Source organism: Pseudomonas coronafaciens pv. oryzae str. 1_6 (genome assembly GCF_000156995.2).
In the GTDB taxonomy this organism is placed as follows: Bacteria; Pseudomonadota; Gammaproteobacteria; order Pseudomonadales; family Pseudomonadaceae; genus Aquipseudomonas; species Aquipseudomonas tremae.
Genome location: NZ_CP046035.1, coordinates 4,318,918 through 4,340,490, shown reverse-complemented (window position 1 = coordinate 4,340,490; position 21,573 = coordinate 4,318,918). Strand labels below are relative to the sequence as shown.

Below are 21,573 nucleotides of genomic sequence, written 5' to 3'. Positions count from 1 at the left end.
CTTATCGAAGTAGGACAATTACCGGCTTCACGTCACCACCTGCGACCCTGAATGGCCTTCCTTGCACTCGGTATCAACCATAAGACCGCCTCGGTCGACGTTCGCGAGCGCGTGGCATTTACCCCCGAACAACTGGTCGAGGCGCTGCAGCAGCTCTGCCGTCTGACCGAAAGTCGTGAGGCTGCGATCCTGTCGACGTGCAACCGCAGCGAGCTGTATATCGAGCATGATCACCTCGCGGCAGACAGTATTCTGGCCTGGCTTGCCGATTACCATCACCTCAGCCTGGAAGAGCTGCGTGCCAGTGCCTATGTTCACGAGGATGATGCTGCCGTGCGCCACATGATGCGCGTGGCCTCGGGGCTGGACTCTCTGGTGCTGGGCGAGCCGCAGATTCTCGGCCAGATGAAGTCCGCGTATGCCGTTGCCCGTGAAGCCGGCACCGTCGGTCCGCTGCTGGGGCGTCTGTTTCAGGCCACGTTCAGCGCTGCCAAGCAGGTGCGTACCGATACTGCTATCGGCGAAAACCCGGTCTCGGTGGCATTTGCGGCCGTCAGTCTGGCGAAACAGATTTTCAGTGACCTGCAACGCAGTCAGGCCTTGTTGATCGGTGCGGGCGAGACCATTACTCTGGTCGCCCGACACCTGCATGACCTTGGCGTCAAGCGTATCGTGGTTGCCAACCGTACGCTGGAGCGCGCCAGCATGCTGGCCGCAGAGTTCGGTGCTCATGCCGTGCTGTTGTCGGATATTCCGGCTGAACTGGTCAACAGCGACATCGTGATCAGTTCGACAGCCAGCCAGTTGCCGATTCTTGGCAAGGGCGCGGTGGAGAGTGCGCTGAAGCTGCGCAAGCACAAGCCTATCTTCATGGTCGACATCGCTGTACCCCGCGATATCGAGCCTGAAGTGGGCGAACTGGATGACGTTTACCTCTACAGCGTCGATGATCTGCACGAAGTGGTGGCAGAGAATCTCAAGAGTCGCCAGGGCGCTGCGCTGGCTGCCGAGCAATTGGTCAGCCTGGGTGCCGACGATTTCATGTCGCGTCTGCGCGAGCTGGCAGCAGTCGATGTGTTGCGCGCGTATCGTCAGCAAAGCGAACGTCTGCGTGACGAAGAATTGAGCAAGGCACAACGCATGCTGGCCAACGGCAGCAATGCCGAAGATGTACTGGTCCAGCTGGCGCGTGGCCTGACCAACAAATTGCTGCATGCGCCCAGCGTGCAGCTCAAGAAGCTGTCTGCCGAAGGCCGCGTCGATGCGCTGGCCATGGCCCAGGAACTATTTGCCCTCGGTGAGGGCTCGACGGATAAAACCCCGCAATGAAAGCTTCACTGCTCAATAAGCTGGATGTTCTCAGCGACCGTTTCGAGGAACTGACCGCGCTGCTCGGCGACGCCGAAGTCATCAGCGATCAGACACGCTTTCGCGCCTATTCCCGTGAATACGCCGAAGTGGAGCCGGTCGTTGCGCTCTATAAACAGCTGATCAAGGTGCAAGCCGATCTTGAGGGTGCGCAGGCGTTGCTGAAGGACAGCGACCCCGACATGCGTGACATGGCCGTCGAGGAAGTCCGCGAAACCAAGCAGCAGCTGGTCGATCTGGAAGCTCAGTTGCAGCGCATGCTGTTGCCCAAGGACCCGAACGACGGCCGCAACGTGTTTCTGGAAATTCGCGCCGGCACCGGTGGTGACGAGGCGGCGATTTTCTCCGGCGATCTGTTCCGCATGTATTCGCGCTATGCCGAACGACGAGGCTGGCGGGTGGAGATTCTGTCCGAAAACGAGGGCGAGCATGGCGGCTACAAGGAAGTCATCGCCCGGGTCGAAGGCGACAGTGTCTATGGCAAACTGAAGTTCGAATCAGGTGCGCACCGTGTACAGCGTGTGCCCGAGACCGAGTCCCAGGGCCGCATTCATACGTCGGCCTGTACCGTGGCGGTGCTGCCCGAGCCCGATGAGCAGCAGGCGATCGAGATCAACCCGGCCGACTTGCGCGTCGACACTTATCGCTCGTCGGGCGCCGGTGGTCAGCACGTCAACAAAACCGACTCGGCCATCCGCATTACCCACTTGCCATCGGGTATTGTCGTCGAGTGTCAGGAAGAGCGTTCGCAGCACAAGAACAGAGCCCGTGCCATGTCCTGGCTGTCTGCCAAGCTGAATGATCAGCAGACCAGCGCGGCAGCCAACGCCATTGCCAGCGAGCGCAAACTGCTCGTGGGGTCCGGTGACCGTTCCGAGCGCATACGTACTTACAATTTCCCTCAGGGGCGAGTGACTGACCACCGCGTGAATCTGACCCTGTACTCGCTGGATGAAGTGCTGGCAGGCGGAGTCGACGCAGTGATAGAGCCCCTACTCGCTGAATATCAGGCTGATCAACTTGCGGCACTGGGTGATTAAATGACCATCATCGCAAGTTTGTTGAGAAGCGCCGAGCTTCCCGAATCGCCGACTGCACGGCTCGATATCGAACTGTTACTGGCGGCAGCGCTGGGTAAACCGCGCAGTTTTTTGCACACGTGGCCCGAGCGCATTGTCAGCACCGAAGCCGCTTTGGCCTTTGCCGGTTATCTGGAGCGGCGACGCGCTGGCGAGCCGGTGGCCTACATTCTCGGTCAGCAAGGTTTCTGGAAGCTTGATCTGGAAGTCGCACCGCATACCCTGATCCCGCGTCCCGAAACCGAAATGCTGGTCGAGGCGGCACTTGAGCTGGTGCCTGCCTTTGCGTCTGCGCAGGTTCTTGATCTGGGCACCGGCACCGGCGCGATAGCACTTGCTCTGGCCAATGAGCGTCAGCAATGGAAAGTCACTGCGGTCGATCGGGTGCCCGAGGCCGTCGCGCTGGCCGAACGCAACCGCAAGCGGCTGCATCTGGACAACGCCGAGGTGCTCGACAGCAACTGGTTCAGCGCGCTGCAAGGGCGGCAGTTCGATCTGATCATCAGCAACCCTCCGTATATTGCCGATGCCGATCCGCATCTGGCTGCCGGAGATGTGCGTTTCGAGCCAAGCAGTGCATTGGTGGCCGGTTCCGACGGGCTGGATGACTTGCGTGAGATCATCCGGCAGGCGCCGACGCATCTCAATGCGGAAGGCTGGCTGCTGCTGGAGCACGGCTACGATCAAGGCCCTGCGGTGCGTGAGCTGCTGATTCGCCAGGGCTTCGAGCGCATCCAGACCCGCCGCGATCTGGGCGAGCACGAGCGCATCACCTTCGGATGCAAGCTGTGCTGAGTGATCAGGAGCTGCTGCGTTACAGTCGGCAGATTCTTTTGCAGCATGTCGATATCGACGGCCAATTGCGCCTCAAACACGGTAGTGCGCTGATTGTTGGCATCGGTGGCCTTGGCTCGCCGGTTGCCCTTTATCTGGCCGCTGCAGGGGTCGGCACGCTGCATCTGGCGGACTACGACCATGTCGACATGACCAACCTGCAGCGTCAGATCATTCATGACACGCAGAACATCGGGCTGGCCAAGGTTGACTCGGCGATGACGCGGCTCAAGGCTATCAACCCCGAAATTACCCTGGTTGCCCATCGCGAGGCTCTGGACGCCGACTCACTGAGCGCAGCAGTGGATGCTGTGGATGTGGTGCTCGACTGCTCGGATAACTTCGCCACACGCGAGGCCGTCAATGCTGCCTGCGTTGCAGCGGGCAAGCCACTGGTCAGCGGTGCTGCCATTCGGCTTGAAGGACAGTTGTCGGTGTTCGACCCGCGCCGCGCCGAAAGTCCCTGTTACCACTGTTTGTATGGCCACGGCAGCGAAGCGGAACTGACCTGCAGCGAAGCCGGCGTCATCGGTCCGCTGGTGGGGCTGGTTGGCAGCCTTCAGGCGCTTGAAGCCCTGAAGCTGTTGGCCGGGTTTGGCGAGCCGATGGTCGGGCGCCTTTTGCTGATCGATGCCCTGAGCACCCGTTTCCGTGAGCTGAAGGTCAAGCGTGATCCGGGCTGCAGTGTGTGCGGTCTGGCGAGCGGGCAGGGCGCGCATGCCTGACGTTCATATGAGCCATGGTTGCGACGCGCCGGTCGGCATTTTCGATTCCGGTGTTGGCGGTTTGTCAGTGCTCAATGAAATCCGTCAGTCATTGCCCAATGAGTCGCTGCTGTATGTGGCGGACTGCGGGCATATTCCCTACGGCGAGAAAACTCCTGAGTTCATCATCGAGCGTTGCCTGACCATCGCCGGGTTCTTCCGTGAGCAAGGTGCCAAGGCATTGGTTGTGGCCTGCAATACTGCGACGGCTGCAGGCGTGGCGCACTTGCGGCAGCGCTATCCGGATTGGCCGATCGTGGGGATGGAACCTGCCGTCAAACCGGCTGCCGAGGCCACTCGCAGCGGCGTGGTGGGTGTACTGGCAACCACGGGCACCTTGCAGAGCGCACGGTTCGCGGCGTTGCTGGATCGCTTTGCAAGTGATGTGCGGGTGGTGACCCAGCCGTGTCCTGGCCTGGTCGAATTGATTGAAACCGGTGATCTGATAAGCCCGCAGATTCGGCAGTTGTTGCAGCATTACGTCAAGCCTTTACTGGCGGCGCAGTGCGACACCATCATTCTGGGCTGTACCCATTACCCCTTTCTCAAGCCCTTGTTGCGGGAAATGCTGCCTGAATCGGTCACGCTGATCGACACCGGGGCCGCCGTAGCACGCCAGTTACAGAGGCTGTTGTCTCGCTCCGGTCTGCTGGCCAGCGGTCCTGCGCGTGACACTTTGTATTGGTCTAGTGGCATACCGGACAATTTCAGAAAAATCCTACCTTTTCTATCGCAAAGCTCCTGCAATGTGAGAAGCTTCCGTTTGTAAAAAAAATGTGAAAAAAGCGCTTTGGGGCTGAACTTACTTCTTATCGCTGGCTTCTATACGTGCGACTGACGAATTCCAATATTTTCTACAACTTCATACAATTTAGGACGTTTCTCATGAAGAGACTCTTTTGCCTGGCCGTGCTCTCGGCCCTTATGGCAGGCCAGGCTTCACTGGCGCAGGCCGACGGCGTTGAATTTTCTGTTGGGCAGACCGGCGAGTCCACAATGGCTTATCGCCTGGGCGTGCAATTCGACTGGGACAAGACCTGGCTGCAAAGCGACATCGGTCGTCTGACCGGTTACTGGGATGGCGCTTACACGTACTGGGATGGCAAGGACTATAAGGACAACCACAGCCTGTCGTTCTCCCCGGTTCTGGTCTATGAATTCGGCAACGGTAACGTCAAGCCTTACGTAGAAGCCGGTATCGGCGTCTCGGTGTTCTCGAACACTCAGGTTGAAGATCGCAAGTTCGGTTCAGCGTTTAACTTCGAAGACCGTATCGGTTTCGGTTTGCGCTTTGCAGGCGGTCACGAAGTCGGCATTCGCGCCACTCACTATTCCAACGCCGGCATCAAAGAGCCGAACGATGGTATAGAAAGCTACGCCCTGCACTACAAGATGCCGTTCTGATCGGTATATACAACTTTTGTGGGAGCGAGTCTGCTCGCGAAGAGGTCGGTGCAGCCCCGGTAAATGGGGTATTTAAATGTACGCCTTCGTGAGCAAGCTCACTCCCGCAGAAACTCATGTTCAGCCAGCAACACTGATCAAAGATAAGCCGTCGCAATCCCTTTGCGTTCATTCAGGCAGTCTTCCGCCCCGGCTTCGAATTCGCGGCAGATCAATGGTCGTTTCTCGTAGATCGTACACATCATGGTGTTGCGATCCAGTGCTGCACACCAGCCATCGTCCAGCCGTAACATGACCTCGCCACCCCATTCATCGTTATCGATGTAGCGTTCAGGCACGCCCGTGTCAGTGATCAGCATCACTTCCAGTTGGCAGCAACAGGCCGCGCAGGTCGAACAGGTGACTTCCGACTCGACGGGCACCTCTGCGAGCGGAATAAGCGTGGGGTTCAGAGCGTGTCTCCCGGGTGTCTGGCTGAAGGGCTGAGGGTTCGCGCGGCGAGCCATTGGAGCAGGGGGAATACACCTGCCCAGACCAGAGCCAGCACTATCATGCTCGGCCACAACCCGAGGGGAAGGTGGACCTGCGCCAGCTGCGAGCCGGCATAGTACGACATCGGGCCGCCAATAGCGCCCAGCACGAAGGCTCGCCATAAGGGTTTGGCAGTCCATGCCAGGCAATGATTGAGCGTGGTACCCATGACTGCCCACAACAACGCCAGCCACAGGGGAAGCAGATAGCCGTCGACGCCGAAGTCGAACACCCCGAGCGCCATCAGGGCACTGTCGATCACGATGCCGACCAGCGTGACCGTCAGAATCAGCCGGCCTTCCGCTGCCCAGGAGCTGATCCACAGGAAGTGAATGGCCAGCACGCCGACCGCAATCAGCGGCCAATAGCTGTTACCGCCCAATACACAGGCAAACCAGCCGATCTGGAAGAGCACGGCATTGGCGAGTGATTTAAGCATTGAAACGCCCAAGCAAGGGTTCGCGCAGTGCTTCCGGCTTGGCCAGCAGCAACTGAGCCGTACCGATCGTTCGCTCCAGAAAGCCACCTTCGCAGTAGCACAGGTAAAACTCCCAGAGGCGCAGGAAATAGTCGTCATAACCCAGTTCGGTGAGTCTGCCGTGCGCGCTCTTGAAGTTGTCGTGCCACAGGCGCAGCGTACGGGCGTAGTGCAGGCCGAAGTCTTCCATGTGCAGCAGATTCATGTCTGTGTCGCTGCCAACGATGTCGAGGATCTTCGCTACCGAAGGCAAGGCGCCACCCGGGAAGATATAGCGCTGGATGAAATCGACGTTGCGTTTGGCCTGTGCATAACGCTGCTCGCGAATAGTGATCGCCTGCAGCAGCATCATGCCGTTGCTCTTGAGCAGGTTCGCGCATTGCTTGAAATAGGTCGGCAGAAAGCGATGGCCCACCGCTTCGATCATTTCGATGGACACCAGCTTGTCGTATTCACCGGTCAGGTCGCGGTAGTCGGTCAGCAGCAGCGTGACGCGATCCTGCAAGCCCAGCTTGATCAATTGTTGCTCGGTATAGGCGAACTGCTCTTTCGACAGTGTGGTGGTGGTCACGCGACAGCCGTAATGTTGCGCGGCGTAAATGGCCATGCTGCCCCAGCCTGTGCCGATCTCCAGCAGGTGATCAGTAGGTTTGAGGGCCAGTTTCTGGCAGATGCGCTCCAGCTTGTTCAGCTGGGCCTGTTCCAGCGTGTCGCTGTCGCTGAGGAACTGCGCCGCTGAATACATCATGGTAGGGTCGAGGAACTGCTCGAACAGCGTATTGCCCAGATCGTAATGGGCCGCAATGTTTTTCTGCGAGCCTTCGCGGGTGTTGCGGTTGAGCCAGTGCAAACCATGAATCAGCGGCCGCGTCAGGCGCGCCATGCCGCCTTCCATTGCGTCCAGCACATCCAGATTGCTGACAAACACCCGGACGACTGCGGTCAGATCCGGCGTGGTCCAGTAGCCGTGGATAAATGCCTCGCCTGCACCGATGGAGCCAGTGCTGGCGATCATGCCCCAAGCGGCGGAGTCAACGACATGCACCTCGGCCTGAATCAGCGCGCCGGTCTTGCCGAACACATGTCGCTCGCCCCTTTCAACGACCACCAACTGACCGTTGCGCAGGCTTGCGAGTTGACGCAGCACTCCGCGACGCAGAATGTTTGCCGTCAGACCATTGGTACCCAGATTGGCAGAAAAACTACTGCTACTGCTTTTCATGGTGTTGATCCTTGGATTGCGCGGCGGCTGCACGGTATTCGCCGTCGGCGGCCTGATGAGAAAAAATGGGAATGCGTTTTACCAGCAGACGCATTGCCTGCCAGTAAATCGCCAGACAGGTTTTTGCGGTCATCCATGGATAAGTGATCAGGTAGCGATGCAACGTCTGGCGGCTGAGGTCCTGACGCGTGAGATTGAGCGTGGCGTCGAACATTTTCAGGTCGCCTTGCCAGTCAGCCATGTGGACACCGATCCTCTCGCCCGGCTGGCGGAAACTCATGCGGTATTCCAGATCGCGCGGCAGAAACGGGGAAACATGAAAGGCTTTGGCCACCGCAAAGTATTGATGGCCGGCCCCGGTCGCAGGCAGGACGTAGCTGTAACGCTCGCCCCACGGCGTATTGGTGACTTCGCACAGAATCGCAGCCAGTGTGCCGTCAGCCTCGTGGCAGTAGAAAAAGCTCACCGGGTTGAACGACAGGCCCCAGCTGCGTGCTTGCGTCAGCAGGCAGACACGACCCGACGGCGTGCGGCCCAGCGCCTTGCCGACGCGCTCGCGGACGGCGTCTACGAGCGACGTGCCGTGCCCAGTCAGCTCCGGCAGATAGTCGCGTTCGCGAAACGAGAACGGCGCGAAACGTTTGCGCCCTGCCAGCGGTGAAAGCCCCAGCACGGTGTCCTGTTCGTCCAGGTCCAGGTAGAGCAGACCTATGCGATAGGTGAACTCATGGGCACGGGGCGAAAACCGTCGATGGCTGATCCAGCCGCTGTAGAGCGCGCTGTTCACAGTGTTTCACCAAAGGCTTCGGCCACCCGCAACCCGCTGACCACGCCGTCTTCGTGAAAGCCGTTGGCCCAATAGGCGCCGCAATACCAGGTGTGGCTGACGCCGTTGATGTCCTGCCAGCGCGCCTGCGCGGCTATTGCCTCAAGGCTGTATTGCGGATGCGCGTACTGATAGCTACCGAGAATTTTCGCCGGATCAATGGCTGATGTCTGGTTAAGGCTGACGCAGAACGTGGTATCGCTTTCGATGCCTTGCAGGATGTTCATGTCATAGGTGACGGCGGCCTGCTGTTGCTTTGCACCGCCAAGACGGTAGTTCCAGCTTGCCCAGGCCAGGCGGCGGTCAGGCAGCAAGCGGGTATCGGTGTGCAACACCACGTCGTTCTCGGCATAGCGCAAAGCGCCGAGGATCGACTGTTCGGCGCTGGACGGATCGCCCAGCAGTGCCAGTGCCTGATCGCTGTGACAGGCGAACACCACTTTGTCGAAACGCTCACTGCCTGCAGCACTGTGTATGGTCACGCCTTCACTGTCGCGCTCTACGCGGGTGACCGGGCACGACAGACGAATGCGATCCCGGAATGAAGCGGTCAATGGTCCTACATAGCTTCGCGAGCCGCCCTCGATCACGCACCATTGCGGACGATGCGTCACCGACAAAAGGCCGTGGTTCTTGAAGAAGCGCACGAAGAATTGCAGGGGAAAGCCGAGCATGTCGGCCAGCGACATGGACCAGATCGCGGCGCCCATGGGCACGATGTAATGATCGATGAAACGTTGGCCGTAGCCGCCGCTTTTCAGGTAGTCGCCGAGTGTGGTGTCTGCGGCGATGCGCTGCTGTTCCAGGTCATCGACCGATTGGCGGTTGAAACGCAGGATATCGCGCAGCATGCCCCAGAACCTGGGCGAAAACAGATTGCTGCGCTGGGCGAACAGACTGTTGAGGTTGTTGCCGTTGTATTCCACACCGGTGCGCGGGTCGTGCACCGAAAAGCTCATTTCAGCGGGTTTGAAACCTACGCCCAACTGACCCAGCAGGCGAATGAAATTCGGGTAGGTCCAGTCGTTGAAGACGATGAAGCCGGTATCGACAGCATAAGGACGCCCTTCGACCACTACATCCACGGTGTGGGTGTGCCCGCCGATCCAGTCGGACGATTCGAAAACCGTCACTTCGTGAGAGCGATTGAGCAGGTAGGCGCTGGTCAACCCTGAGATACCGCTGCCAATGACTGCGATTTTCATGGAGTGTCCTTATGGCCTGTCTCGCTGCGCGCCATGCGTTTGCCGATGGCCAGGCGTGCGCGTACCGGGAGCAGGGCCAGCAGACGCATGGCGAGGATGAACACAGCAGGGAAGGAGACTTCCAGCGGACGACGAGTACGGCTCAGGTTATCGGCAATGTAGCGAGCTGCCTTTTCGACCGGCCAGCGCATAGGCATCGGGAAATCGTTTTTTTGCGTCAGCGGGGTGTCGACAAAACCGGGACTGACGATCGTGACGTCGATGTTTTCGCTGGCCAGATCAATGCGCAGAGCTTCGTAAAGGTAGCGCAGGCCCGCTTTTGATGCGCCATAGGCTTCTGCCCTGGGCAGCGCCAGGAATGTCACCGCGCTGGCAACGCCCACCAGGTGTGGCTGGTTGCCGTTGCGCAACAAAGGCAGGGCTTCTTCAATGCAGTAACTGCTGGCGAGCAGGTTGGTGCGCACCACGCGCTCTACCATCGCTGCCTCGAAGTGGCGGGCGTCTATGTATTCACACGTACCGGCATTGAAGATCGCGGTGTCCAGCGCTCCCCATTCCTGCGCGATACGCTCGGCCATGGCTTTGACTTGCGAGCTGTCGGTAATGTCACCCGTGACCAGCAATACCTGCAGCGGGTGGCTGTCTGCCAGTTTCTGCAGGGGGTCCAGCGTCCTGGCGGTCAAGGCCAGTCGATGCCCGGCGTCGAGCAGCTCTTTGGCCAGCGCCAGACCGATGCCGCTGCTTGCTCCGGTCAACCAGATGCGTCGTGCAACAGGAGTGTTCATCCCAACCTCTTCTTCAGCCAATGGATGACTCGACCCATCACGGGCAGATGTTCATAGAGCAACGCGCCGGCATCGAAGTAATCCCGATGGCGGTAAACCTTGTCGCGCCACTTCAGGTGCGAGCAGCCTTCTACCCGAATCGTCCGGCCACCGGCAAGACGTGGGTGCGAGTAGCTCATCGTCCAGACCAGATAGCCCTCGCCGGGACGTACTTCGTCGAAGGCATGGAAGTCGAAATGCAGATCGTGCACGTTGGCATATAGCTGGGCGAAATAGCGCTGCATGGCCGCAAGGCCATGAATGTCATGCATCGGGTCGCTGAAGGACACATCTTCGCTGTAAAGCTCGGCCACCCGCTCAAGGTTATCCTTGTTCAGTGCGGCAAAGCCTTCGGCAAAGCTATGCAGGAATTCAGCCATTGTCGGGTCCTGCAGCAGGCTGGCGGGCTGGAAGCGCCTTGAAGGCGGCCAGGGCGCGAGCGCGGCTTTTGCTCAAGTCGACGATGGGTTTCGGGTAGTCGGCAGCGCCGAACAAACCGCCGATAGATGAAGGGTCATGCAGCTGCTTTTTGTTCAGGTCGGCCAGCTCTGGCAGCCAGCGCTTGATGAACACGCCTTCGGGGTCGAACCTTTCTGATTGCGACAGCGGATTGAAGATACGGAAATACGGGGCCGAGTCGGTGCCAGTGGAGGAACTCCATTGCCAGCCGCCATTGTTCGACGCCAGGTCGCCATCAATCAGGTGGCGCATGAAAAAGCGCTCGCCTTCGCGCCAGTCGATCAGCAGGTTTTTAGTGAGAAACATTGCAACGACCATCCTTAGCCGATTGTGCATCCATCCGGTTTCCAGCAACTGGCGCATCGCGGCGTCGATGATCGGCAGGCCGGTGCGCGCTTCTTGCCAGGCCAGCAGTTCATCGGGCGCATCGCGCCATTTGAGAGCCTCGGTTTCTGGCCTGAAGGCGCGATGACGTGAAACCCGCGGAAAGCCCACTAACGTGTGTTTATAGAACTCCCGCCATAGTAGCTCGTTGATCCAGGTCACGGTGCCGACATCGCCAGTTTCGAACTCACCCTGATTGCTGGCCAGAGCGGCATGCAGGCACTGGCGTGGCGAAATCACTCCTGCTGCAAGATAAGCCGACAACTGGCTGGTGCCAGGTTTGGCCGGAAAATCGCGGTCGGTCTTGTAATAACTGATCTGCTCATCTGCGAAGGCAGCCATCCGGCGACTGGCTTCGGCTTCTCCTGCTGGCCACAGATCACGCAACGCTTTTGACGGCGTGGCAAAACCCTTTACCTGCTCCGGGATCGCATCGCTTTTAACCGACAGCGGCTGTTGCGCCGGCGGCGTGCGCACCAGGCGCGGCATGGCCTCGTGCAGACGGGTATAGCAGACTTTCTTGAACTGGGTGAAAACCTGAAAATAGTTACCGGTCTTGGTCAGAATGCTGCCCGGCTTGAACAGCAATTGATCCAGATAGTGGGTGACGTGAATGCCGTCTTTTTCCAGGGTCTGCTGTACCGCTTGATCACGACGGGTTTCGTTGACGCCATATTCCTGATTGAGGTGTACGCCTTCGACCTTGAGCTCTTTGCACAGCGTCGACAGCACTTCGGGCGCCTTATCCCAGGTGTCGGCTTCGCGGATCAGCAGCGGCACATTCAGTTTGCCCAGCGCTTTTTCAAGTTCCACCAGGTTGCGCAGCCAGAAATCCACTTTGCAATCGGCGTCGTCGTGGCTGTGCCACTGCGCCGGGCTGAGCAGGTACACCGCCAGCGTCGGGCCCCGCTGCAGGGCGGCCGTCAGGGCAGTGTTGTCGTGAACGCGCAGGTCGCTGCGCAGCCAGATCAGTTGCATGGGAAGTCCTTAGATAAGTCCGAGCCTGCCTAGCTCGATCTGCGCACTGAGCGCGTCGTGGGCGAGGGTCAGGCCAGTTATCTCGTTTGCATGTACGAGCAATTCGGCGTTATGGATCTGCACCGTTGGTCCGCCGAGCACTACAGGGCAGGTAATATTGGCCAGCAGCCGCGGCAGTTGGGCGACGTTCAGCGCTTTGCTGGAGTAGAGCAATATGCCGCGTGGCTTCAAGTACTCGGCGGCCAGTGCCAGCTCGCCGACCGGCAGCGGCCAGTCGAACACTTCTACCGGGCAATCAGCGCTGCTCACCAGCCAGGCCGCGAGCCACAGGTGCGGTTCGAGCGGCAGGTCGGACTGATTGACCAGCAACAAGGGGCTGCCGCTGAGCTGGCGATTGTTGTGGTAGATCCGTGCGCCAAACTTGCTGCGCAGCCACGAAAAGAAGAACGTACGCTCCAGACGGGCGCCGAATTTGCCTTGCCAGCGCTGTTCCAGTTCGGCCAGCAGGGGCAGCAGCAATTGTTCGCACAACGTTCTTGGCGGGTAGAGAGCCATGGCCTGATTAAACACGTCATCGACGCGCCGTTCGGCCAGTTCACCGATTGCGATCAGCAGCGTCTGACGCAGCGCGTCCCAATCGTTGGTGGGGGGCAGGGCATCCTGCGCATTGTCGTCAATCAGGCCTTTGACCTGACTGACCGACACGCCACGATTGAGCCAGGTGAGGATCTTCATGACGCGCTGGACATGTTCGTCCGAGTACAGCCGGTGGCCCTTGGCTGTGCGGTGCGGGACGATCAGGCCATAACGGCGTTCCCATGCACGCAGGGTGACCGCGTTGACGCCTGTCTGCCGGGCAACTTCCCGAATAGGCAGCCAGTCGCCCGGCAGCTCGGCGTCTTTTTCTGCTTCATTACTCATGAGTGTCAAATCGCATTTCGCAAGCTGAGGTTTTCCGGGTGGGGCTGCATGTAAACCTGCAGTGCCACATAAGGATCAGGGTGTTGGCGAAAATGATGCTTGAGCAGGGTCAGCGGTACGATCAGCGGCACGATGCCCTGATGGTACTGACTGATCACTTGCTGGATTTCCTGTTTATCTTCACTGGTGATGGTCTGCTTGAGATAACCGCAAAGGTGCTGCAACACATTGGTGTGGGTGCTGCGGGTGGCGCACTTCTTCAAGGCTGCCATCAGTTCGCTGAAATACAGAGGGGCTATTTCGTTAGGGTCACTGCGGCCCATGCTGCCCAGCATCTTGCCCAGCGCCTTGTACTGCACCGGGTCGTTGGCCATCAACTGATATTTGTAGCGTGAGTGGAATTCGGTCAGCGCGCGTCGGGTAACGCCATCTTTCAACAGTTGCTGCCAGGCCGCGTAGGCAAATACCCGCGTCACGAAGTTTTCCCGCAGTACGGCGTCGTTGAGACGCCCGTCTTCCTCGACCGGAAGGTTGGGGTGGCGCTCGCAAAAGGCTTGCGCATAGATACCGCGCCCGCCGCCGTCGACCGGCGCGCCGTTCTCACGGTACACCTTGACCCGCTCCAGACCGCAGGACGGGGATTTCTGCATGAAAATGTAACCACAGATATCGCCCAGCTCCTCGGCCATCTGTACGCCGTACTCCGCAAGGGCCTCTGTAACATCCAGCTCGCGATTGACCGAGCCCAGCGCTTTAGGGTTTTCTGCGTCGCCAACCAGCCTGATCGGCTCTCGCGGAATACCCATGCCGATCGCCACTTCAGGGCAGGCCTGGACGAAATCGAAATATTTGCTCAGTGCCTGCGTACACAGGTGAGACTCCTTGTGTCCGCCATTGAAACGAACCTCGGCGCCCATCAGGCAGGCACTGATGCCGAGTTTGGGTTTTTCGATTGCAGGCATGGGCATCAATCACCTCTACAGAAGACTTGTACAGATTAACTGTGCTGTACAACTTCTCCTCATCATAGGGGGATAGGTGTACAAGTCAAATTCTTTGTAGAGGGTTTTAAAGGCTGCTGCCGACTGCCTTTGATTCTCGTTCCGCACGTATTGGCACGAAAATCATTTCCAGCCCATCTGCCAGATGTCCGACTGCTGCAGCACCTGCCACGGCAGCCGCTCGCTGCGCTGGGTCAGTACGGCTTGCAGTTCGATCTCCAGCACGGTGCCTTCTTCATCCTTGAACAGTTCAGTCACCAGAAAGTGCTTTTCACGATTGAGCGGGGTGGCTGCGGTCCATTTCGACAGCAGCAGTTTGCGCGGGTTTATCTGGTTCATTGCATGTGTTCCAACAAACGGCGTGCGGCTTCCTGGCCACTGAGCCAGGCACCTTCCACGCGTCCGGACAAACACCAGTCGCCGCAGACATAAATGCCCAGGTCGGCATCCGACAAGGCGCCCCATTCATGTGAGCCGGCAGGTCGGGCGTACAGCCAGCGGTGCGCCAGACTGAACACCGGGGCGGGGATCACGCAGTCGATCAATTCGGCAAAGGCGCCATGCAGGTGCTCGATGACCTGTTCTCGTGAAGCGTCGAGGTTTTGCCTGCTCCATTGACTGGTGGCGTGCAGGACCCAGGTGTCGAGGGTGTCGTCACGTCCGGGTTTGCTGCGGTTGCGGGCCAGCCAGTCAAGCGGGCTGTCCTGAACGAAGCAACCTTGCATGGGAGTCTGCAACGGCGTCTCGAAAGCGAGCGCGACCGCCCAGGTCGGGTCCATCTTGACGCCTGCGACCACGCTGGCCAGTTTCGGGGCGGCAGCCAGCAATGCACTGGCCTGCGGGGCAGGGGTGGCGATGATGACATGGCTGAACGGGCCGTGATTCTTGCCTTCGGCATCCAGCAGGTTCCAGTGCTCTTCACCGCGAAACACTTCGGCGATGCGGCACGAGAATGACACCGGCAGGTCGCCACGCATGGCGCGGGTGATTGCGCTCATTCCGGGCTTGCCGACCCAACGCACCTGTTCATCCGGAGAAGGGCTGAGCCTGCCACCGTGGAAGTTATAGAGCAGCGGTGTCCATTCGGCAACATGCCCTTGGGCCTGCCACTGCTTGACTGCTGTGGCGAAGCGTCGGTCACGCGCGGTGAAATATTGTGCACCCATGTCCAGCGACCCCGCATCGCTGCGCTTGCTGGACATCCGACCACCGCTGCCGCGGCTTTTATCGAATAGGTGTACTTGATGCCCGGCAGATGTAAGCGCCTGGGCTGCTGAAAGTCCGGCGATACCGGTACCGATGATTGCGATAGGGACAGTCATAGGGGCCTCGTTACCTTGTCTGTACAGACTACGCCGTAGTGAAAACCTGTACAATCTTCTTGTTTGGTATAAGTTGCAGTGGTTTTTGAGTCTGCACAGTGAGTCACATTGCAACCTGCAAGGTCGAACCGTCAGCCACCGGGCAAGCGGTCAAAACAGCGACCTGTTCAGGTGTGGCCTATGGTTCAGCAAACAGTTTCCTTTTCCTGACAAGCGAAGCTGTTGAAGATAAGACTGTTCAATTGTCATGCACGCCACGCGAGGTTATCTGCCATGCATATATTGCTGACCGGTGGTACTGGTCTGATAGGACGGGCACTCTGTCGTTTCTGGTCTGCTCAAGGCCATGAGCTGACCGTGTGGAGCCGAAAGCCTGCTGATGTGCCCGAGCTGTGCGGCCCGTCCGTGCGTGGCATTGCCGGTCTCGATGAGCTGGGTACACTGTCGGTGGATGCCATTATCAATCTGGCTGGCGCACCGATTGCCGATCGCCCCTGGACCCGCAAGCGCCGTCTGCTGCTGTGGGAAAGCCGTATCGGCCTGACCGAACAGTTGTTGACCTGGCTGGGCACCCGCTCGCAAAAGCCTGCGCTGATGATCTCCGGCTCTGCCGTGGGTTGGTACGGCAACTGCGGCGAGCGGGAAATCGACGAAACGTCACCACCTGCCAAAGAAGATTTCGCCAGCCAGCTGTGCAACGCCTGGGAAGAAACCGCGCTGCGTGCCGAGTCATTGGGCGTGCGTGTGGTGCTGATACGTACCGGGCTGGTGCTGTCGGACCGGGCCGGTTTCCTGCAACGCCTGTTGCCGCCCTTCAGGTTCGGCATGGGCGGGCCTATCGGCAACGGCAGGCAGTGGATGCCGTGGGTTCACATCGATGATCAAATTGCGGCGATTGATTTTCTGTTGAATCTGAATGAAGCAAAGGGTCCTTATAATGTCTGTGCGCCGTCACCGGTGCGCAACCAGCAGTTTGCCAAGACACTGGCAGGCATTCTGCACAGGCCAGCGTTCATGCCCATGCCTGCACTGGCCTTGAAAGTGTTGCTGGGTGAGCTCTCGGTGTTGCTTCTCGGCGGCCAGCGCGCCAGGCCGGAGCGTTTGCAGGAAGCCGGTTTCACGTTTAGATACACCGAACTCGACACTGCCCTGCAGGAATTGCTGGGCCGCCACTGAAAGCCTTTGAAATAGGATGTTGCATGACTGATCACGCTTTGTTGCTGGTCAACCTGGGTTCGCCTGCCTCTACTCAAGTGGCCGACGTGCGCAGTTACCTAAACCAGTTCCTGATGGACCCGTATGTGATCGATCTGCCATGGCCGGTGCGCCGGCTGCTGGTGTCGCTGATTCTGATCAAACGCCCCGAACAGTCCGCTCACGCCTACGCCTCCATCTGGTGGGATGAAGGTTCGCCACTGGTGGTGCTGAGCAAGCGGCTGCAAGCGGCCGTGAAGAAAGAGTGGTCGCATGGCCCGGTCGAGCTGGCGATGCGTTACGGCGAGCCCTCTATCGAAACCGTGCTGACACGCTTGTCGGAGCAGGGCTTCAAGAAGGTGACGCTGGCCCCGCTTTATCCGCAGTTCGCTGATAGCACGGTGACCACAGTCATCGAAGAGGCCAAGCGCGTGGTGCGGGCCAAATCGCTGAAAATGCAGTTCTCGGTGCTGCAGCCGTTCTACGACCAGCCCGAGTACCTGAGTGCGCTGGTAGAAAGCGTGCGCCCGCACCTGGAGCAGTCTTACGACCACCTGCTGCTGAGCTTTCATGGTTTGCCCGAGAGGCACCTGCACAAGCTTGATCCGACCGGCAAGCACTGCCTGAAAGACGATTGCTGCATGACCGCGCCAGCCGAAGTGCTTGCCACCTGCTACCGCGCTCAGTGCATTCAATCGGCGGCAGCGTTCGCAAAGCGCATGGGCATTCCGGATGGCAAGTGGTCGGTGTCGTTCCAGTCGCGTCTTGGGCGCGCCAAGTGGATCGAACCCTACACCGAAGCACATCTCGATGAGCTGGCGGCGCAAGGCGTGAAGAAGCTGCTGGTCATGTGCCCGGCGTTCGTGGCGGACTGCATCGAGACGCTGGAAGAGATTGGCGATCGCGGGGCAGAGCAGTTCAAGGAGGCGGGAGGCGAGGAGCTGATACTGGTGCCGTGCCTGAACGACGATCCGAACTGGGCAAAAGAACTGAGCAGGCTATGCGAGCGTGCGCCGTTGATGTTGTGACGTGCTGAACATCAAAGGTGGACGCAGAGCGCCCAGAACTGCATGCCCACGCGGAGCATGGGCACGATAGTGTTCTTCAAGCGCCAGGCGTTACGGCAACTGATCATCCAGCTGCTTGTTCTTCCAGCTGTCATTCCCGGGCAATATCAGGTTCAGGACGATCGCGGTCACGGCGCACAGGGCGATGCCTTTCAGGCCGAAATCGTTCGGGCCGTTGCCAGTGCCGATCAGCACGCCGCCGATACCGAACACCAGGGTTACTGAAACGATCACCAGGTTGCGTGCTTCGGCCAGGTCGATCTTGTGGCGGATCAGCGTGTTCATCCCCACTGCGGCAATCGAACCGAACAGCAGGCACAGAATCCCGCCCATCACTGGTACCGGAATGCTTTGCAGCAGTGCGCCGAACTTGCCGATAAACGCCAGGGTAATCGCGAAAAACGATGCCCAGACCATAATCTGCGGGTTGTAGTTTTTAGTCAGCATCACCGCGCCGGTCACTTCGGCGTACGTGGTGTTGGGTGGTCCGCCAAACAGACCGGCAACAGTTGTCGCCACGCCGTCACCAAACAGGGTGCGATGCAGGCCCGGTTTCTTCAGGTAATCGCGACCGGTCACGCTGCCGACTGCTATAACGCCACCGATGTGTTCGATGGCCGGGGCCAGCGCGACCGGGACGATGAACAGAATCGCCTGCCAGTTGAATTCCGGCGCCGTAAAGTGCGGCAGGGCGAGCCAGGCTGCGTCAGCAATCTTTTTGGTATCTACCACGCCGAAATAGAACGACAGCGCAAACCCCACCAGCACGCCGGAAATGATCGGCACCAGACGGAAGATACCCTTGCCGAATACTGCCACGATCAAGGTCGTCAGCAGCGCAGGCATCGAAATCAGCATGGCGGTCTGATAAGGAATCAGCACTACGCCATCGCCGGTCTTGCCCATCGCCATGTTGGCTGCGATCGGCGCCATGGCTAGGCCGATCGAGATGATCACCGGCCCGATCACTACCGGCGGCAGCATGCGGTCGATGAAACCGGTGCCTTTGATTTTCACCGCCAGACCAAGAAAGGTGTAGACGAAGCCTGCCGCCATGACACCGCCCATGGTCGCGGCCAGACCGAATTGGCCTTTGGCGAGAATGATCGGCGTGATGAACGCAAAGCTCGATGCCAGAAAGACCGGCACCTGGCGCCCGGTGACGATCTGGAACAACAGCGTGCCGAGACCTGCAGTAAACAGCGCGACGTTGGGGTCTAGTCCGGTGATCAGCGGCATCAGCACCAGCGCGCCAAAGGCCACGAACAGCATTTGCGCACCTGACAGAATGGTGCGCCACAGTGGATCGTTGAACTCCTGCTGCGTCATCGGGTTACGCGTCCTTCTGTTTTGTGCCGAAAATCTTGTCACCGGCATCGCCCAGACCGGGAATGATGTAGCCGTGTTCGTTGAGGCGCTCGTCGATGGACGCGGTGTAGATCATCACATCCGGGTGAGCCTTCTCGACCGCAGCAATGCCTTCCGGCGCAGCCACCAGCACCATCGCACGGATTTCCTTGCAGCCGGCTTTTTTGAGCAGGTCGATGGTCGCGACCATCGAGCTGCCGGTTGCCAGCATCGGGTCGATGATCATGGCCAGACGCTCGTCGATTTCCGGTACCAGCTTTTCCAGGTACGTATGGGCCTGCAGGGTCTCTTCGTTGCGGGCGACGCCTACAGCGCTGACCTTGGCGCCCGGAATCAGGCTGAGCACACCGTCGAGCATGCCGATGCCGGCCCGCAGGATGGGCACAACAGTGATTTTCTTGCCAGCGATCTTCTCGACCGACACGGTACCCGCCCAGCCCTGAATATCGTAGTTTTCAAGGGTAAGATCGGCTGTCGCTTCGTAGGTAAGCAGAGCGCCGACTTCCTGAGCCAGCTCACGGAAATTCTTGGTGCTGATATCGGCGCGGCGCATCAGACCGAGCTTGTGGCGGATCAGCGGGTGACGGATTTCACGAATGGGCATGGGGGAAAGCTCCAGCGGGGCAAAAAATCGGCCTAGATTAATCTATTCAGCTGTTACTGTCTTAACGCACGTGCAGTATTGTCCTAAGGCGTCGACGTTCGCTACTTTTAGAAGACACTCGCAACGTTAGTCCAGAATCGCTTGCTCTGGCTTGAACGGATGCGTACCTTTGCCCGCTTTTCTTGAACCGCCATAACTGGAGAGCGTCATGTCCGCTGATCTCGAGCATATCCGTCAAATCATGCGCGAGGCTGACTGCCTGTACACAGAGGCCGAAGTCGACGCTGCCATTGCCCGTGTCGGTGCGCAGATCAACGCCGAACTGGCAGACCGCAACCCGGTCGTGTTCTGCGTCATGAACGGCGGCCTGATCTTTTCCGGCAAGCTGCTGACCCATCTGAATTTCCCGCTGGAAGCGTCCTACCTGCACGCAACGCGCTATCGCAACGAAACCACGGGTGGCGATCTGTTCTGGAAAGCCAAGCCCGAAGTCTCGTTCATTGACCGTGATGTGCTGATCATCGACGACATCCTCGATGAAGGCCACACGCTGAGCGCCATCATCGACTTCTGTAAACACGCCGGTGCCCGCGCTGTACACACCGCGGTGCTGATCGACAAGGACCACGACCGCAAGGCCCGGCCTGACCTGAAAGCCGATTACGTGGGGTTGCCATGCATCGACCGTTACATCTTCGGCTTCGGCATGGACTACAAAGGTTACTGGCGTAATGCTGCCGGCATCTATGCCGTCAAGGGGATGTAAGGCATTCTGACGACCGCTTCTGCGAGAAGGGGCGGTCGTCGATTCGCAATTATCTGGAACTCCCGAATGAAGCTACTGATTCCCGGCGCCGTGGCGCTGGTGCTGTTGTCTGGTGTGACAGTCGCAGCGCCCGCTGCGCCGGTTTCAGTCAGCCCCATGCACGAGCAATATCTGCCGCCTGATGACCTGAGCCTGCGTGACGGTGCGCCGGAGCAGCAGCAATTGATGCAGGTCACCGAGTACACCATTGTTGCCGGTAATCAGCGGCAATCCAGTCAGCAGCCGATCCCGGTGACCTCGCCGTTGTCGCTGCGCCTCAACGGCAAGTCGCTGAACAAGGGCGCGTCGATCTCACAGGTGCTGGTGCATTTCGATGGCGGCGAAAGCAAAAGCCTGAAAAAGCCCACCTATGACGAGCCATCCCGAACCCTGACCCTTTATTACCCGCTGTCTCAGTATCGGGTGCTGGTGGACCTGCTGCGCAACGAAAAGGTTTATTGCCAGTACCTGAGCTACGCCAACGGCCATATCTGGGCCGACCTGCACACCACATCAGCACGTACGCGTTGAGCCCTGCGCTCACCGGGGGGTAAACTGCGCGCCCGTGAAAGTGTCCGCGACAAGCTGGAGCCTGCAATGCGTAAAGACAAGAAGCAGTTGATTGGGGATGAGATCGGCGATGAGCAGATCAAGTTGTTCCTGAACTTCGAACCGTACGATGCCACCTCGCCGTCACTGCACAAACTGATCAAGGCCTACCGTGGCCTGCGCATCAATGACTTCGAGCGTTTCTTGGTGTTCTTCAAGGAAGCCGGCCACGACTTTGATGGCAAGGACGAACACGGCAACGACTTCATCGCCCTGATCAAGGATCAGCGCAATGCCGATGAGTACATCGAACTGATCGAAAAAGCCCGCGGCTGATAGTTAGTGAACGCCACAATCTCTAGGAATTGCAGGCGCGGACCGAGCGA

The 21,573-nt window shown here is 59.0% G+C and carries 25 protein-coding genes; 11 read left to right on the top strand and 14 right to left on the bottom strand.

All coding sequences use genetic code 11. The annotated features are described in order from the left end of the window. The first annotated feature begins 51 nt into the window (after window positions 1-51). The 6 genes from hemA to POR16_RS19455 all read left to right on the top strand — a co-directional run bounded on the left by hemA (window position 52) and on the right by POR16_RS19455 (window position 5,449). Window positions 52-1,329, top strand: a complete 1,278-nt coding sequence (gene hemA / locus POR16_RS19480) for a glutamyl-tRNA reductase (RefSeq protein WP_005891147.1) — start codon at window positions 52-54, stop codon at window positions 1,327-1,329. Further along, window positions 1,326-2,408 (top strand): peptide chain release factor 1, encoded by a 1,083-nt coding sequence (prfA, locus tag POR16_RS19475; RefSeq protein WP_005891150.1) that lies wholly within the window; start codon window positions 1,326-1,328, stop codon window positions 2,406-2,408. The genes hemA and prfA overlap by 4 nt, the downstream gene beginning before the upstream one ends. Beyond that, complete coding sequence (gene prmC, locus POR16_RS19470; protein ID WP_005891153.1) at window positions 2,409-3,242, top strand: peptide chain release factor N(5)-glutamine methyltransferase; 834 nt, start codon at window positions 2,409-2,411, stop codon at window positions 3,240-3,242. Beyond that, window positions 3,236-4,006 carry a molybdopterin-synthase adenylyltransferase MoeB gene (locus POR16_RS19465; protein WP_162010106.1) on the top strand — a complete coding sequence of 257 codons (771 nt, stop codon included), beginning with the start codon at window positions 3,236-3,238 and terminating at the stop codon, window positions 4,004-4,006. Before prmC ends, POR16_RS19465 begins: the two co-directional genes overlap by 7 nt. After that, on the top strand, window positions 3,999-4,814 hold the full coding sequence (gene murI / locus POR16_RS19460) for a glutamate racemase (RefSeq protein ID WP_005891158.1): 816 nt from the start codon (window positions 3,999-4,001) through the stop codon (window positions 4,812-4,814). Before POR16_RS19465 ends, murI begins: the two co-directional genes overlap by 8 nt. Before the next feature lie 116 nt (window positions 4,815-4,930). Further along, a complete protein-coding gene (locus POR16_RS19455; RefSeq protein WP_005891163.1) occupies window positions 4,931-5,449 on the top strand; it encodes an acyloxyacyl hydrolase in 519 nt (172 codons plus the stop codon). A gap of 137 nt (window positions 5,450-5,586) precedes the next feature. Here POR16_RS19455 and POR16_RS19450 read toward each other — a convergent pair whose 3' ends face one another. The 12 genes from POR16_RS19450 to POR16_RS19395 all read right to left on the bottom strand — a co-directional run bounded on the left by POR16_RS19450 (window position 5,587) and on the right by POR16_RS19395 (window position 15,600). Next, a complete protein-coding gene (locus POR16_RS19450; protein ID WP_032618548.1) occupies window positions 5,587-5,901 on the bottom strand; it encodes a YkgJ family cysteine cluster protein in 315 nt (104 codons plus the stop codon). After that, window positions 5,898-6,419 carry a DUF2878 domain-containing protein gene (locus POR16_RS19445; RefSeq protein WP_005891169.1) on the bottom strand — a complete coding sequence of 174 codons (522 nt, stop codon included), beginning with the start codon at window positions 6,417-6,419 and terminating at the stop codon, window positions 5,898-5,900. Before POR16_RS19445 ends, POR16_RS19450 begins: the two co-directional genes overlap by 4 nt. Further along, window positions 6,412-7,680, bottom strand: coding sequence for an SAM-dependent methyltransferase (locus POR16_RS19440; RefSeq protein WP_005891172.1), 1,269 nt, complete (start codon window positions 7,678-7,680; stop codon window positions 6,412-6,414). Before POR16_RS19440 ends, POR16_RS19445 begins: the two co-directional genes overlap by 8 nt. Continuing rightward, the gene (locus POR16_RS19435; protein WP_005891175.1) at window positions 7,667-8,467 is read right to left on the bottom strand and encodes a DUF1365 domain-containing protein; all 801 of its coding nucleotides are present in this window, start codon (window positions 8,465-8,467) and stop codon (window positions 7,667-7,669) included. Before POR16_RS19435 ends, POR16_RS19440 begins: the two co-directional genes overlap by 14 nt. Further along, on the bottom strand, window positions 8,464-9,711 hold the full coding sequence (locus POR16_RS19430; protein ID WP_005891178.1) for an NAD(P)/FAD-dependent oxidoreductase: 1,248 nt from the start codon (window positions 9,709-9,711) through the stop codon (window positions 8,464-8,466). The genes POR16_RS19435 and POR16_RS19430 overlap by 4 nt, the downstream gene beginning before the upstream one ends. Next, the gene (locus POR16_RS19425; RefSeq protein WP_053931895.1) at window positions 9,708-10,496 is read right to left on the bottom strand and encodes an SDR family NAD(P)-dependent oxidoreductase; all 789 of its coding nucleotides are present in this window, start codon (window positions 10,494-10,496) and stop codon (window positions 9,708-9,710) included. Before POR16_RS19425 ends, POR16_RS19430 begins: the two co-directional genes overlap by 4 nt. Then, window positions 10,493-10,915: a nuclear transport factor 2 family protein gene (locus POR16_RS19420; RefSeq protein WP_005891187.1), complete on the bottom strand. Its 423-nt coding sequence runs from the start codon at window positions 10,913-10,915 to the stop codon at window positions 10,493-10,495. The genes POR16_RS19425 and POR16_RS19420 overlap by 4 nt, the downstream gene beginning before the upstream one ends. After that, window positions 10,908-12,356 (bottom strand): deoxyribodipyrimidine photo-lyase, encoded by a 1,449-nt coding sequence (gene phrB / locus POR16_RS19415; RefSeq protein ID WP_005891190.1) that lies wholly within the window; start codon window positions 12,354-12,356, stop codon window positions 10,908-10,910. Before phrB ends, POR16_RS19420 begins: the two co-directional genes overlap by 8 nt. 9 nt (window positions 12,357-12,365) lie before the next feature. Continuing rightward, window positions 12,366-13,277: a MerR family transcriptional regulator gene (locus POR16_RS19410; RefSeq protein ID WP_024670460.1), complete on the bottom strand. Its 912-nt coding sequence runs from the start codon at window positions 13,275-13,277 to the stop codon at window positions 12,366-12,368. A 5-nt stretch (window positions 13,278-13,282) separates the two neighbouring features. Beyond that, the gene (locus POR16_RS19405) at window positions 13,283-14,239 is read right to left on the bottom strand and encodes a YbgA family protein (RefSeq protein ID WP_005891200.1); all 957 of its coding nucleotides are present in this window, start codon (window positions 14,237-14,239) and stop codon (window positions 13,283-13,285) included. Window positions 14,240-14,401: 162 nt separating this feature from the next. Beyond that, entirely contained in the window at window positions 14,402-14,617 is a 216-nt protein-coding gene (locus POR16_RS19400) for a TIGR02450 family Trp-rich protein (protein ID WP_005891201.1), read from the bottom strand. Continuing rightward, on the bottom strand, window positions 14,614-15,600 hold the full coding sequence (locus POR16_RS19395; RefSeq protein ID WP_024690448.1) for an NAD(P)/FAD-dependent oxidoreductase: 987 nt from the start codon (window positions 15,598-15,600) through the stop codon (window positions 14,614-14,616). The genes POR16_RS19400 and POR16_RS19395 overlap by 4 nt, the downstream gene beginning before the upstream one ends. A 273-nt stretch (window positions 15,601-15,873) precedes the next feature. On the opposite strand from POR16_RS19395, the gene POR16_RS19390 reads away from it, so the two are divergent. After that, complete coding sequence (locus POR16_RS19390) at window positions 15,874-16,776, top strand: TIGR01777 family oxidoreductase (protein ID WP_122381136.1); 903 nt, start codon at window positions 15,874-15,876, stop codon at window positions 16,774-16,776. A gap of 23 nt (window positions 16,777-16,799) precedes the next feature. Beyond that, on the top strand, window positions 16,800-17,822 hold the full coding sequence (hemH, locus tag POR16_RS19385) for a ferrochelatase (RefSeq protein ID WP_005891208.1): 1,023 nt from the start codon (window positions 16,800-16,802) through the stop codon (window positions 17,820-17,822). 90 nt (window positions 17,823-17,912) lie between these two features. Here the strand turns inward: hemH and POR16_RS19380 are convergent, their stop codons facing one another. Both POR16_RS19380 and upp read right to left on the bottom strand, forming a co-directional pair. After that, on the bottom strand, window positions 17,913-19,190 hold the full coding sequence (locus POR16_RS19380) for a uracil-xanthine permease family protein (RefSeq protein ID WP_005891209.1): 1,278 nt from the start codon (window positions 19,188-19,190) through the stop codon (window positions 17,913-17,915). A 4-nt stretch (window positions 19,191-19,194) separates the two neighbouring features. Beyond that, window positions 19,195-19,833, bottom strand: a complete 639-nt coding sequence (gene upp / locus POR16_RS19375) for a uracil phosphoribosyltransferase (protein ID WP_002552170.1) — start codon at window positions 19,831-19,833, stop codon at window positions 19,195-19,197. A 208-nt stretch (window positions 19,834-20,041) separates the two neighbouring features. Between upp and POR16_RS19370 the strand changes: the two genes are divergently transcribed. The 3 genes from POR16_RS19370 (at window position 20,042) to POR16_RS19360 (ending at window position 21,523) form a co-directional block, all read left to right on the top strand. Continuing rightward, on the top strand, window positions 20,042-20,599 hold the full coding sequence (locus POR16_RS19370; protein ID WP_005891211.1) for a hypoxanthine-guanine phosphoribosyltransferase: 558 nt from the start codon (window positions 20,042-20,044) through the stop codon (window positions 20,597-20,599). Window positions 20,600-20,665: 66 nt separating this feature from the next. Continuing rightward, a complete protein-coding gene (locus POR16_RS19365) occupies window positions 20,666-21,169 on the top strand; it encodes a hypothetical protein (RefSeq protein WP_005891214.1) in 504 nt (167 codons plus the stop codon). Between the two features lie 66 nt (window positions 21,170-21,235). Beyond that, on the top strand, window positions 21,236-21,523 hold the full coding sequence (locus tag POR16_RS19360; RefSeq protein WP_004419120.1) for a PA4642 family protein: 288 nt from the start codon (window positions 21,236-21,238) through the stop codon (window positions 21,521-21,523). Window positions 21,524-21,573: the final 50 nt, after the last annotated feature.